This window comes from Jeotgalibaca sp. MA1X17-3 (assembly GCF_021513155.1).
Taxonomy (GTDB): domain Bacteria; phylum Bacillota; class Bacilli; order Lactobacillales; family Aerococcaceae; genus Jeotgalibaca.
Map to the genome: position 1 here is coordinate 2369471 of NZ_CP090983.1, position 13811 is coordinate 2383281.

Below are 13811 nucleotides of genomic sequence, written 5' to 3' on the forward strand. Positions count from 1 at the left end.
AACATAAACCGGGCAAGCCCCTATTGATGGAGGCTTGCCCGGTCTTTTTTGATTTACTTATTTATTTAAATGAATCTCGTGTACCATTTCTGGCGAATTTACTAAGGAATCTTGTACAGGGCAGGTTCTTTCAATGAACTCAACGAACTTTTGGATTTCTTCTTCCGTGTTATCTGCTTCAATATGAAATTTCGAAGTGATTTTAGAGAATCCAATTTTGGCTTCTTTATTTTTCCCAGTAAAACCATCTGGATCTAATTCGCCTTCTTCTTCTAAAGTGATGGATTTTAAATTAATTTTTTGAGACCTTGCGAATGAACGTGCAACGATTACTTTACAAGCACCCAGTGCAGAAAGCAAAGCTTCAACTGGATTCATTCCTTCATTTGTTCCACCTAAGTTTTCTGGCTCATCTAAAATAAAACTCATGCCTCTAGAAGTACATTTAACTTTTAACCCTTCTTGCGATTCCGTTAAAGCTTTGTATGTTTCAATTGCCATGATAATGCCTCCTTCTTTCCTCTTTGCTCATATTTTAACATATTGAAGGCGTTAATGAAAGCGGTTTTATTTTATAGGTGCTTACTTTTAAATTTTTTTGTGATTTATTTAACTTGATTATTAAAAAAAGAAACGGAGATAAATATCCCAGTTTCTTCTTCATTATCTAAAAGTTTATTTGTCGATTCATAATTTCTTCAATCTCTTCAGCTTTAGTAGCCTGTTTCAGTTCATTACTAATATCTTCTTTCATTAACATACGTGCAACTTGGGATAGGATTTTTAAATGTCCTTCCCCTTTTTGAACTTCTGGAATTAGCATGGACAAAATAAAATTGGTTGGTTTTCCATCCATAGATTCCCATTCTATCCCTTGATTTAATTTAACAATTAAAATTCCAGGTTCTGTAATGGCAGTACTTTTTCCATGAGGAATTGCAAATCCATTCATCATTCCTGTCGTTCCTTCTTTTTCACGTTTGACAAGAGCAGTATAAACCTCTTCTTCATCATTTGTAAAACCTTCTGTAGCTGCTTTCTCTGCTAAAAAATGAAAGACTTCATCTTGAGTTGAAAAATTTTGTTCTATAAAAATTGCTGTTTTTAACTGTGTCATTTTTTCTCCTTTCAAATTTTTTTAATTATACTTTTACTTTCTGATAAGCTAATTTACGTACCATACCTAGTAATACTCCTCCAATGAGTGAACCTACCAAAATAGATAGTACCCATTGTAATCCACCTGTAACAACTGGCAATACTAAGAATCCACCATGTGGTGCTGGAACTTGTACACCAAACATGTATGTAAGAATAGCAGCTACTGATGAACCAATCATCATAATAGGTAACACTCTTAAAGGATCTTTAGCTGCAAAAGGAATCGCTCCTTCTGTAATATGAGTTGAGCCCAAAATGATGTTTACCAGACCAGAGTTACGCTCATCCTTATCAAAGTATTTAGGGAAAAGTAATACAGCTACTGACGTAATCAGCGGTGGTGCAATACAGGCTGCTGATACACCAGCCATAAAAGCAGTATTTCCTTGTGCTAGTAACGCTGTTCCCGTTACATAAGCTGCCTTGTTTACTGGCCCCCCATATCAAATGCACACATACACCCAACTATTAGTCCCAGTACAATAGGGTTTGAATCTTGGAACCCAGCTAAGAAATCCATCATTCCATTGTTAATTGCTTCCATCGGTTGAGAAAGAAGGACCATTCCAACCCCAGTAATGAGTACCCCTAAAACGGGTAGAATAAAAATAGCTTTTAATCCCTCTAAAGAATGAGGCATCCCTTTAAGCATTTTGCTTAATAGTAATACTACAAACCCTGCAAGAAAACCAGAAACAATTCCTCCTAAGAAACCAGTTCCACCACTTAATGCAATCATTCCACCAACAAATCCAGCTACCAAACCTGGTCGTTTTGCAATACTCTCCGCAATATATGCAGATAAAACTGGAACCATCAATCCCATTGCGGTTCCTCCAACATCTTTTAGAGTCGCTGCAATTTGACTATATTGATCACTTGTTGGATCAGCTGAGTAAATTCCAAATAAGAATGATATCGCAACAAGAACACCTCCACTTACTACAAACGGGAGCATATGGGAGACACCATTCATTAAATGCTTGTATATCTGACGACCGATACTCGCTGAAGAACCTCGATCTGATTGATCAGTACCACTGTTTTCTGTACTACCATTGACTGATTTTGTAGTACCGCCCATCACTTTTCCTTTTCCATCTAAAGCATCTTGAATGAGTTTATCTGCTTCTTTAATTCCTCTTCCAACTGAAACATCAATTACCCGTTTCCCAGCAAAGCGTTCTGCATTAACGTCTTTATCTGAAGCAATAATAACTGCATCTGCACCTGCTATCTCTTCAGTCGTTAGTTCATTTTCTACTCCAATTTGACCATGTGTTTCTACTTTTATGGTAATACCTTTCTTTTTCGCTGCTTGTTCTAAAGCCTCTTGTGCCATATACGTATGGGCAATCCCTGTTGGGCACCCTGTTGCTGCTATTAATTGATAATTTGCCATTTATTTCACTTCCCTTTCTCTGTTTTTACTTGGGTTACTTGTATTTGTTTCATTAATTCTTCTACATCAGTGAAATCTGTTAATCCTGAAGAAAATGCTGTGGAACTTCCAGCTGCACTTGCTTTAAGCAACGCTCCTTCTACTTCGTGTCCTGTTAAAAGCATTCCCATGAAGGTTCCTAATAAAGTGTCTCCAGAGCAAGCTGTATTAATCACTTTTCCCTTTGCTGCATTAACAAAGGTCATTTTATCTTTTTCGATATAAACTGCTCCCTCTTCTCCTAACGAAAGCAAGACACGTTGCGCTCCCATTTCAATTAATTTTTTACCGTATTGTAATAATTCTTCTTGATCTAATTTTTCACAATTAAACCAAGCAGCGAGTTCTTCATCATTTGGTTTTATAAGCGCTGGCCGATATTGTAAACATTCCAATACTACTTTGGAGCTAGAATCTAAAATAAGTCGGAAACCATTTTCTTGAGAAATCCTAGCCGCTTCCAATAAGAATGAATCATCTACGCCTTTAGGATTACTACCTGAAATAAACAAAGTATCTTCAGAATTTAATTTTTTTATTTGATGTAATAATTGTGCTAACTCTTTTTTAGAAATCATTGGACCTTGATTAACTAGTTTATATTCAGTATTTTCTTCCTCTACTCGAGTAAATACGTTGATGCGAGTTTGTCCAGTCACTTTTATAAAATCAGTTTGAACTCCTGCTTTTTGTAATTCCTCTTCGATATACGTTCCGGTAAAACCTCCAAGAAATCCTAGTGCAATATTTTCAATTCCTAACATTTTTAGTACAAAAGAAATATTGACCCCTTTTCCATTAGCCTGTGCCTCATCTTTTAACGTACGATTGACTATAGAAGGTTGCATTGTCTTCGTCGCAATAAATAAATCTATCGCTGGATTAGTAGTACATGTATAAAACAATTTACCTTCCTCCTTTCTTTTTGTTCCATCATTCCTTATAATTCATTATAATAGACAATTATATGTAAAGGTTTTCAAAAGTGCTTATATACCTCTCGTATTATGAAAAAATTTACAATCTTTAAAAAAGGAAGGGATTTAATTTATGATCTATTCATTTATACCTCAATCAAAAGTAACCTCTGTTGATTTTATCGAGACACTCAGCTCTTCTGAAAAATATCTACTAAGCTACATTGATGATCATCTCGAAGATATTCCAGAACTTTCTATTGTAAAGCTCAGTGAATCAGCAAATGTTTCAACGGCTACCATTATCCGCACAATGAAAAAGATTGGATTTAAAGGATACACTGCTTTTAAATATCACCTTCGTGCACAAGAAAAAAACAATCCTAAATTCAATAATATGAATCAAATTGACAAAAAAATTCGCGAAGCAATTTTAAAAAATGAACAAGAAGTGATAAGAACTATTCAAATGTTGGACAGTGGAACTATTGAAGATGCAATCCAAAGTATTAAATCAGCTAAACGTGTAATGATTTTTGCTCGAGGTTTTTCTGAATTGATTGCAAAGGAAATGGTTATAAAATTTCAACTACTCGGAAAGTATAGCGAGTTACACGATGATCCAAATATCGTTCGTACTATTAGCAAGCGACTTTCTTTGAATGATATTGTAATTTTCATTTCTCTAAATGGTGAAACGGAAGAATTAGTTCAAGCTGCTAAAAATTGTGTCGATAATCACATTCAAACAATCTCCATTACTGCCAATGCATCTGGCAAATTATTAGACTATACAACTTTATCTTTTATTGGTTTCAAATCACCTTATTCTTATTTTCCAGATTATGAGGTTCGTTCGCGTTTACCTCTACAAGTAATCGCTCGAACACTTATGGATGCCTATGCTATTCGCTATGAAGAGATCTAATTGTTTAAATAGAAAAATCATCGTTAGAGTCATTAAAACTCATTTAAGACAACAGAAATTCCATTTCACCTTTCTTTGTCTTAATAAGTCTTTATCTGTACACAAATTGATTATCTTTTAGTAGGAGTGTCTTAATAACGCCTTAATCGTAGTTAAAACTTATTTATTCGGACAAAGATCAAGTCTATATTACTTTTTAGTCTAAATTATGTTTTATTGTATCTGTTTCACCAAAAAAGTAGTGTCATTAGGACACGCTAGAGGTCCTTTCCTCTACCTTTGTCCGAATGGAAAACTTTTTGGACAAAGATAGAGGAATAACTAAAATCCTGTCTGAATAAATTGAGTACAAAAAGTATCTGGTCTTATAGTCTTGACTTTATTGCAGATAAGCCATACTATAAATCTATTGTTTTTAAGAAACTATTACTTTTACAAAAAGGAACTTGAGATGAAAACTAATAAAAAACTTCGCTTTTTAATGATGGTATCCGGTGTACTATTTATTGGGATATCTGTATCTTTCTTACGCATGTCTAATCTGGGAACGGATCCTTACTCTACCTTTAATCTAGGTCTGAGTTCCTTACTAGGAATTCAATTTGGAACCGTTTCTTTGATAATGAATGCACTACTCCTTCTATTAATTTTTATTTTTGCTAGAAAAAATATTGGCTGGGGAACTCTTTTCAATATGGTATTGGTTGGATATATTTCTGACTTTATTACATCTATCTTTACAGATACATTTGGTGAAATGGAAAACTTTGGTATACGGATTTTATTTACCGTTATTGGAATTATCATTTTAAGTATTGGTGCTGCTCTATATATGGCTCCTGAATTGGGAGTCTCTCCCTATGATGCTTTGCCTTTAATTTTAATTGAGAAAATCAGTCCAAATATATCCTTTCGAGTAGCTAGAGTACTTCTTGATTTTCTGTTTTCGGGAATCGGTTTTCTACTAGGAGCCACAATTGGAATTAGCACGATCGTCACTTCTTTATTTATGGGACCAATCATGCAATTCTTCTTAAATGTTTTTGGAAAATGGATTGAGAGTGCTGAAAAAATAGAGCCTTCTTCTGTTGAAGAGACTCTTTAACAAATTATATTTTAAAAAAAGAGGGTGGAGCAAATTTGCTCTACCCTCTTTTTTATTATCCTGTAAATTCTAGTTGATTCTTCTCTACTGTTATTTCCAAGATTCTTGTGTCTTTTACCTTTATTACATGAACCAACATATTGCCATAAGTTACTTGGTCGGTCTCTTTGGGAAAACGACCTAACATTTCTGAAACGAATCCACTGATTGTATTGGAAACAAAAATTTCTTCCCCTTGAAGTTCAAATAGATCAAATACTTTTTCAAGACTAGCTTCCCCACGTACTTGATATTTCCCTTCTTTAAGGAGGATGATTTCTTCTTCGATATCATCGGTTTCGTCCCAAATTTCTCCTACCAGTTCTTCCAGAACATCTTCCATCGTCACAATCCCTATTGTACCACCGTATTCATCGGAAACTACAGCCATATGTGCCTTGCTTTGTTGCATGATTTTCAACAGTCGAGATAGTTTCATCATGGCCGGAATATAAATTACTTCTTTCATTGATTCAGTTGGTGATAACTCTGCTTCCCCTTTTGCTTTTCTACGCATATAACGATTGAAATCTCTCTCATGTAGAACACCACGTACTTCATCAATAGAATCATCATATAACAAGATTCGTGAGTAGCCATGTTCGTCAAAAGTTTCTTGTATTTCCTCGTCTGTATCATGTAGATCAGCAGCCACCACATCCACACGCGGTGTAAGAATACTATCCACTTCTAAATCATGAAATTCGATAGCAGATCGAATTAATTGATGTTCATCATCTTCCAGTGAGCCGCCGTTTTCTGCTTCATCTACAATTGATAAAAGCTCTTCTTCACTAATTCTCTTATCTTCTGATTGTAGACGCTTAGCCAACATGTTATTCCATTTTGCAAAAATCCAATTAAGTGGTTTTAAAATTCTCATTAAAACACTTAAAACGGGTGTGGCAAACTTAGCGACTCTTTCTGGTCGATCTTTTGCGATTGCCTTCGGAGTAATTTCACCAAAAACTAATACAAGTATAGTCATGACGATTGTGGAAATCGTTACACCATATTGCGGGAAATAACTGATGAAAAGAATGGTTGATAAGGATGAAGAAGCAATATTTACAATATTATTTCCTACTAAAATAGTAGAAAGAACATTGTTATAATCTTCTGTAAGACTTAATGTGCGTTCTGCACGCTTATCTCCTTTTTTTGCATCATTTCGCAATCGGATTCGATTGGCCGATGTAAAAGCTGTTTCCGAGGAAGAAAAATACCCCGATAATAAAAGTAACACCACCAAAATCACAATCGTCATTATACTACTACTACTGTCACTGTCCATTAGACAGAATTCCCCCTTATAATCTTTCTTATTTTTATTATACAACAAATGAGTAGTTATAAAGTAGCATCTATTTCATTTTAATACAATAATAATGTACGATTCTTCATTTTTCCTTAACCTTTAGAGCCTTCTATACTTCCGAATCCTTTTCTACAGGGTTTTCATGATAAGAAACCCAATCACTATAACTTCCTGCATACAGACTCACATTTTGAAAACCTGCCATCTTTAAAGCTAAAATATTTGGAACGGCTGTAACTCCCGAGCCACAATATACAATCACAGGTTTTTCTGCATCTAATTCTGAAAAACGCTTCTTCTGCTCACGTTCTCCTTTAAAAACTCCATCCTCTAGCCCATCTGTCCAGACTTTGTTGATGGCTCCAGGAATATGTCCCGATATTCGATCCATAGGTTCAAAACCTCCCAGATATCGTTCTTTCGCTCGCGAATCTACTAACGTTATCGCTTCATTTTTTTCAGATATCATCTGCTTTATTTCTTTATAAGAAGTAAGCATCTCTTCTTTAATTGTAACTTCAAAATGAGTTTGTTTCCCTACTTGAGGGGATTCTGTGGATAATGGATATCCCGCTTTCTCCCATCCTTGAAATCCTTGTTCCAATAAATAAACCTGTTCATGACCCATGTACGTTAACAACCACCATGCTCGAGATGCAAAAGCCATTTCTCCGTCATCGTATACAATCACCTTTTGGTCACGATCGATTCCTATCTTTTCAACCTCTTTTTGGAGTTTTTTTAAATCAGGAAGAGGATGTCTCCCTCCATGTTCCGAAACTGGTCCAGATAACTGTTTTTCTAAATCAAAATAAAAGGCTCCAGGAATATGTCCTTTTTCATATAAGTTTCTTCCTTCGGATGAATTTTGCAAACTAAAACGACAGTCTATTATTTTCACATTTGTTTGATTCAATAATTTTTTTACTTCTTCTTTCTTTATTAGAAATCCCATTTTTATAGGCTCCTTTTTCATTTTTTTCTATTATCTCATAAATATATTAAAAAAATTTCTAATTATTCATGTTTCTCGCTTCAATTTGTAGTAAAATAGAATAAGACTTAAAATTTAAGGAGCGATACTAGTGGAAAGAATAGTTGGAACTGTAGTAAGAGGTCTTCGTAGTCCCATCATTAACCAGGGAGACAAAATTGAAGAAATCGTTGTGGAAACTGTTTTAAAAGCATCTGAAATTGAAGGCTTTTCTATTCAGGATCGAGATATTGTTTCGATTACCGAATCAATCGTTGCTCGGGCACAAGGGAACTATGCATCTATTGATGATATTGCATCGGATGTACACGAAAAATTTGGTGATGATACCATTGGAGTTATTTTTCCTATTTTAAGTCGAAATCGTTTTTCACTTAATTTATCAGGTATTGCTAAAAAAGCAAAAAAAATTGTTTTAATGTTGAGTTATCCTTCTGATGAAGTTGGAAATCACTTAGTAGATTTGGATTTACTTGATGAAAAAGGAATCAACCCTTGGACAGATCTATTGACCGAAGAAGAATTCCGAAATCATTTTGGTTACATCAAACATACTTTTACCGGTGTAGACTATATAGAATATTACAAATCACTAGTTGAACAATATGGTGTGGAATGTGAAGTGATTTTCTCAAACAATCCTCAATCGATTTTAGACTATACAAAAAATGTGCTCACTTGTGACATCCATTCTCGTTTTAGAACAAAGAGAATTCTTCTTGCAAATGGTGCTGAAAAAGTATTTAGTTTAGATGAAATCTTAGCAAAACCAATAAATGGTAGTGGCTATAATGAGAAATTTGGTTTGTTGGGATCCAACAAAGCAACAGAAGAAAGCGTAAAACTTTTCCCTCGCAACAGCCAACCTGTTGTGGACGAAATTCAAAGAGTCTTAAAGGAAAAAACTGGAAAAGACGTTGAAGTCATGATTTATGGAGACGGAGCTTTTAAAGATCCAGTTGGAAAAATATGGGAACTTGCTGATCCAGTTGTTTCTCCTGCTTACACAGAGGGCTTAGATGGAACACCTAGTGAAGTGAAATTGAAATATTTAGCTGATAATAATTTCTCTGAATTAAAGGGAGACGACTTAAAAGCTGCTATCTCTGATTACATTGAAAATAAAGGCGCCGATCTAGTTGGTACGATGGAAGCACAAGGAACGACTCCTCGAAAACTAACCGATTTAATTGGTAGTCTTTCTGATTTAACTTCTGGAAGTGGCGATAAAGGAACTCCTATCGTTCATATTCAAGGATACTTCGATAACTTTACAAGTTAATAAAGAAATTGATAGGACGCTAGAGTCCTTCAGCATAAAACATCTTTCTTACGTTCAAGTAGTACTTATGAGCGTAAGAAAGGTGTTTTGTGGTTTTACAGCCTGTTATCTATTCAATTACTACCGTTGTTTCCTGCTTAAACTCTTCTATATTCTTAACGGTTGTGATTATTTAGACATTCGAGGAAGAAATAAGAGTATCAGTGATGATTTCAAAAAAAATATTGATGATGGAAATACAGAAACAGTTAGTTCTGGCTTCTCCACTTCAAATAGTTAAAGCCACAATAATTGCTGGAATAGTACCAATGATAGGTCTTACAAAGGGAATTAAATTTGTACAAGAGCAATAACTGCCAAAAGAAAAACATACGGAATATCAATCACCAAATAGCCTATGAACATTAATACCTTGCTTAATAAGGGAATCTTCTTTTATTAAGTATCTTTACTTTAGCAGACTTCCATTAAGCTTTCATTGAAACAGAGTTCTTGTTCAAAAAATAATATTTATAGGAAGGGTTTATGAAATAAAGTAGTACCCTATCTCCTTTCTGTAAAGGAAATAAGGTACTACTTATCTAAGTGATGAATAAGGATGAATTACCTTTATAATAGATGTAAACACCTATTTATAAACATATTCTTAATAGAAAATTCATTTTATTTTGGAATATAAAATTGTAATCGATCATAAACAACTCTTTTTATTTTTAATTGCCATTGGCTATTTCTAGGGTAATTCGAAAACGTTAACGGCTCAATATTCTTTTCAAGAAGTTCTATTACTGCTTCTTTTCCTATATAGGACTCTAATAAGTGTAAGACTCTTAAATCTTGCAAAGCTTCATTGAATACTTTTAAACGAATAGAAGGTAGTGGCTGATCTTTACCCGGATAAACAAGAAACGAATCTCCTGACGAAAAGTTTCCTCCGGCATCTGTCTCAGTAAAAGGATCCACTGCTTGCTTTGAAAATTGTGTGAAATAAAAATTGTAGCCCCAATGTAGGAAGCCTTGGATATCATATTTATACAACTGATAGCCTATAATCCGATTGCGATAGGAAGGCATATCAAAGAAGCGATTTGATACTTTTTTATTTTGTGATACACAGTAATAGACCCATAGTGGCCTTATCTTATTTTCAATAAATGGTTCAATATGGTCACTAGCGGGTATTGGAATATCAACTAAATTTTCTTGGTAGAAATCATAATCGGATAAAGCATCAATAACGGGTATATCACCAATCAATTGTCTCAAGAACTGACTTGCTTGCGCATAAGAGGTGATATTTTCCATAGTGGGTTCATCAGAAGTATGGAAAAACGTTTGGTCTTTCCAATCATTTTCTTCTATCCAATTAATCAAATGAGGTATAAATTGTTTTAAAAATTCACGGTAAGCACTCCCACTCGCATCCGTTTCCCAACCAAATAATTGTTCTTCTTCACCATCAATTTCTACCATTATTTTAGGTGCAGCTTTAGCTCCCCATTGGGTATATAAATGAGCCATCTCTAAATATTTAATCCCAACTTTGCGGCATAATTTAGACCAACGATTTAGTTGCGTAAAGTCAAATGTAAATAAATTCCCATTTTTTTAATCCCCACTAACTGAACTGTAGGACGTTCTCCACCTATTTCAGTATCTAATGGTGGTGTCACAATTGGTGTTAAAATCATATTTACACCATGTTCTACGGCCATCACTAAATATTTTTCTACCCACTCCCAGTAATCTTCGCTAAAAACTTCTACTCCATAATAACTAATCATTCCATCTGTATGAAACCATTCTGTATGAATTAACTTTTGAGGTGGTAGTTGCAAAGGTAGGACTGTTAATGTAAATATCTTTTTAACTTCTTGGCAGGAAGTCCTTCGACAATTAAATCCACTTCATGATTACCAACCAATTCACTATCGGCCGATATTTCAATCCAAAAACTATGCCATTGGCCCGCTGTACCATTCACTTCAGTCGGTAGCGTGACAGGATAGAGAACATCCGGAAAAAGTCCAGGAATCCCTTTTAGAATATCTTCATCATGTCCTTCGTTGACTGGTAAATGCGACATAACCTGCCCAACTTTAAATATATTCACTTCTGTTAGAGTGTTTGATTCTATCTTAAAATTTAGCTTTTCACTTCCTTTAAACGCTACTTGGAAAGAAAACTTTTCGTCAATTAATGCCATTCCTTCAGAAATTTGATTCCCATCACTGGGGCCCTCATCAAATACCTTATCTAATGAGCTTAACACAACCATTTCTAACGTTTCTTTATCTGTAAGCACCAAAAACCACTCCTTTTTCATACCCCATAACCCTTTCAGGTTAAATTTCTAATGTTGATAGTTTTTTTAATCTACAGCCTCTAAGATGAATATCCTTGAATCAAAATCAACCGATTCACCAAATCCTAAAGAGGCTTGAAATTGCCCAGATGAGGCATCTGTTGTTAATAACCCAATATTCATCAATTCATCCCCATGGAATTTTTGACTCGTCCCTTTTAATTGATAGTTTATAGTTGGCTCTAGTCCTAATAATCGGACACGTTTAAATGAAACGTTGACTTCGTTTAATTTTTTATAGTAACCAACGATTGTTTGTTTTTTATCTTTTGAAACAACCATCCAACTAATAATATTTCCTTCAAAAGGAGAAGCTAAACGATAAAAATTTCCATATTGCAATAATTCACGATATTCCTTTATAAAAGTAATTTGTTTTTTTACTTCAGTAAATTCTTCCGTTGATAAACGGTTTAAGTCTAACTCATAACCAAATGCCCCAAAATATGCTACATTCCCTCTTGTTTTAAGAGAGGTTACGCGATTAACTTGATGATTTGGCACAATAGACACATGGGCACCGATTGAAGATAGCGGATAAGCGAGACTTGTTCCATATTGAATACTCAAACGATCAATGGCATCGCTATTGTCGCTAGCCCAAGCCTGAGGTGCGTAATAAAGCATCCCTGCGTCAAAACGACCCCCACCAGAAGCACAGGACTCGAATAACACTTCTGGAAACCTATTAATAAGTTGTTCATACAACTGATACACACCTAAAATATAACGGTGATGAACTTCACCTTGTTGCTTGCTACTACGGCTCGCATCAAAGGCTTCAGAGATACTACGGTTCATATCCCATTTAATATAAGTAATATTGGCTGAAGACAAAAGGTTAGAAATTTTATTAAATAGATAGGTAACAACTTCTTCATTGGCAAAGTTTAATACATACTGTTGACGTCCAGGGCTAGCCATACGTCCTGGCGTATGCAATAACCACTCAGGATGGTTGCGGTATAAATCAGAATCCTTATTAATCATCTCGGGTTCAATCCATAAACCAAATGCCATTCCTAAATCATTAACTTTTTTAGCTAGCCCATTTAATCCGTCAGGAAGTTTTTCTTTATTTTCTACCCAATCTCCTAGGCCGGTATAATCATTGTTTCGTTGACCAAACCAACCATCATCAAGAACAAATAATTCAACTCCTGCTTTCTTGCCTTTTTCGACAATAGAAAGTAACTTTTCCTCATTGAAGTCAAAATAAGTTGCTTCCCAATTATTTAAGACAATAGGTCTGGGTTTATGTCGCCATTTTCCTTGAACAACTCTACTATTCAATAGATTATGGTACGTTTGACTCATCTGATTGAGCCCTTTATTCGAATATACTAGTAATACCTCTGGACTTTGAAAGGATTGACCTGGTTCTAGCAACCATGAAAACGACTCTGGGTTCATACCTATTTGTAATCTCGTAACATCATAGGCATCTACCTCAGCTTGTATCAAAAAATTACCAGAGTAAACGAACATAGCACCAATCGCTTCACCCTGAATTCTGTTGTTGTCTTTCTTTTCAATGTAACGAAGGGATTGTGGTTATGGCTACTATGTCCGCGATTAGAACTAACTTCTACTACACCATAATCTAAAGCTTTCGTAACGAGATGACGCTCTCTCCCCCATGCACCTGATAACTGCATCCAATCGTACTCTTTATCTGGTAAGTCCAAATTAAGACTCATCAACCGCGTCAATAGTAGCTCTTTTTGTCCGTGGTTTACTATACATGTACTTCGAGCAAGTGCACTGTGATCAGCGAACACAGTATAATTTAATATTACTTCTAACTGCAAAAGCTCGTCCTTTAAGGTAATCGCGAGACTTACGCATTCATCTATGTTTTCAGCATAGCTTGCAGGCAATCCTTCTAAGAGATTCTTCCCCTGAAAAATACGATGACTCTGGTAAGTTAAGTCGGTTATCTCTGAACCATTTTCTTGAAGTACCTTTATGCCAGCTTTTCTAAAATCTGACCGACCATATTCAGGTAATTCCTGTTTCAAATTATCATAAGAGTAGAAAGGATGCTGTTCACTTAAAACTGGCGACATTGGTCGGCTTGATTCTTCCAATAAATAATTAAAACTTGACCGATGAGTAACTTTTTTACCATAGTAAAGTTGAATTAATTTACCATTAAAATCTACTTTAAAAATATAACTAAAGAAATTATTTTGGAGGTGAAACGTTTGCTCTTCTTCTTCATAATAAATATGGGCTTCATGATTCATCTTCACTTTGTC

At 34.9% G+C, this 13811-nt stretch carries 13 protein-coding genes and 2 pseudogenes; 4 read left to right on the forward strand and 11 right to left on the reverse strand.

The features are described from left to right. Positions 1-57 precede the first annotated feature (57 nt). From LZ578_RS11775 to pfkB, 5 genes are all read right to left on the reverse strand, one after another. Positions 58-501, reverse strand: coding sequence for an OsmC family protein (locus tag LZ578_RS11775; protein WP_235145357.1), 444 nt, complete (start codon positions 499-501; stop codon positions 58-60). 166 nt (positions 502-667) lie between these two features. Further along, positions 668-1117 carry a PTS sugar transporter subunit IIA gene (locus LZ578_RS11780; RefSeq protein WP_235145358.1) on the reverse strand — a complete coding sequence of 150 codons (450 nt, stop codon included), beginning with the start codon at positions 1115-1117 and terminating at the stop codon, positions 668-670. Positions 1118-1142: 25 nt separating this feature from the next. After that, positions 1143-1532, reverse strand: coding sequence for a hypothetical protein (locus tag LZ578_RS12765; RefSeq protein WP_396326683.1), 390 nt, complete (start codon positions 1530-1532; stop codon positions 1143-1145). A gap of 56 nt (positions 1533-1588) precedes the next feature. Further along, entirely contained in the window at positions 1589-2563 is a 975-nt protein-coding gene (locus LZ578_RS11785) for a PTS fructose transporter subunit IIC (protein WP_396326684.1), read from the reverse strand. A gap of 5 nt (positions 2564-2568) precedes the next feature. Beyond that, positions 2569-3507 (reverse strand): 1-phosphofructokinase, encoded by a 939-nt coding sequence (gene pfkB, locus LZ578_RS11790; protein ID WP_255763889.1) that lies wholly within the window; start codon positions 3505-3507, stop codon positions 2569-2571. A gap of 145 nt (positions 3508-3652) precedes the next feature. On the opposite strand from pfkB, the gene LZ578_RS11795 reads away from it, so the two are divergent. Next, positions 3653-4447 carry a MurR/RpiR family transcriptional regulator gene (locus LZ578_RS11795; RefSeq protein WP_235145359.1) on the forward strand — a complete coding sequence of 265 codons (795 nt, stop codon included), beginning with the start codon at positions 3653-3655 and terminating at the stop codon, positions 4445-4447. A gap of 451 nt (positions 4448-4898) precedes the next feature. Beyond that, a complete protein-coding gene (locus LZ578_RS11800) occupies positions 4899-5552 on the forward strand; it encodes a YitT family protein (protein ID WP_235145360.1) in 654 nt (217 codons plus the stop codon). 55 nt (positions 5553-5607) lie between these two features. On the opposite strand, the gene LZ578_RS11805 is transcribed toward LZ578_RS11800, so the two are convergent. Then, positions 5608-6885 (reverse strand): HlyC/CorC family transporter, encoded by a 1278-nt coding sequence (locus tag LZ578_RS11805; RefSeq protein WP_235145361.1) that lies wholly within the window; start codon positions 6883-6885, stop codon positions 5608-5610. Positions 6886-7018: 133 nt separating this feature from the next. Next, entirely contained in the window at positions 7019-7864 is an 846-nt protein-coding gene (locus tag LZ578_RS11810) for a sulfurtransferase (RefSeq protein WP_235145362.1), read from the reverse strand. Positions 7865-7994: 130 nt separating this feature from the next. Between LZ578_RS11810 and LZ578_RS11815 the strand changes: the two genes are divergently transcribed. Together LZ578_RS11815 and LZ578_RS11820 are read left to right on the forward strand one after the other, a co-directional pair. After that, positions 7995-9185: a coenzyme F420-0:L-glutamate ligase gene (locus tag LZ578_RS11815; protein ID WP_235145363.1), complete on the forward strand. Its 1191-nt coding sequence runs from the start codon at positions 7995-7997 to the stop codon at positions 9183-9185. Positions 9186-9391: 206 nt separating this feature from the next. Further along, positions 9392-9538: a hypothetical protein gene (locus tag LZ578_RS11820; RefSeq protein WP_235145364.1), complete on the forward strand. Its 147-nt coding sequence runs from the start codon at positions 9392-9394 to the stop codon at positions 9536-9538. 310 nt (positions 9539-9848) lie between these two features. Here LZ578_RS11820 and LZ578_RS11825 read toward each other — a convergent pair. The 4 genes and pseudogenes from LZ578_RS11825 to LZ578_RS11840 all read right to left on the reverse strand — a co-directional run. After that, positions 9849-10724, reverse strand: a pseudogene (locus LZ578_RS11825) (DUF4091 domain-containing protein); the annotation flags it as partial. A 29-nt stretch (positions 10725-10753) separates the two neighbouring features. Then, positions 10754-11023, reverse strand: coding sequence for a glycoside hydrolase domain-containing protein (locus LZ578_RS11830; RefSeq protein WP_235145366.1), 270 nt, complete (start codon positions 11021-11023; stop codon positions 10754-10756). Between the two features lie 11 nt (positions 11024-11034). Further along, positions 11035-11490, reverse strand: a complete 456-nt coding sequence (locus LZ578_RS11835) for a hypothetical protein (protein WP_235145367.1) — start codon at positions 11488-11490, stop codon at positions 11035-11037. A 66-nt stretch (positions 11491-11556) separates the two neighbouring features. Then, positions 11557-13799, reverse strand: a pseudogene (locus tag LZ578_RS11840) (alpha-galactosidase). Between the last annotated feature and the right edge of the window lie 12 nt (positions 13800-13811).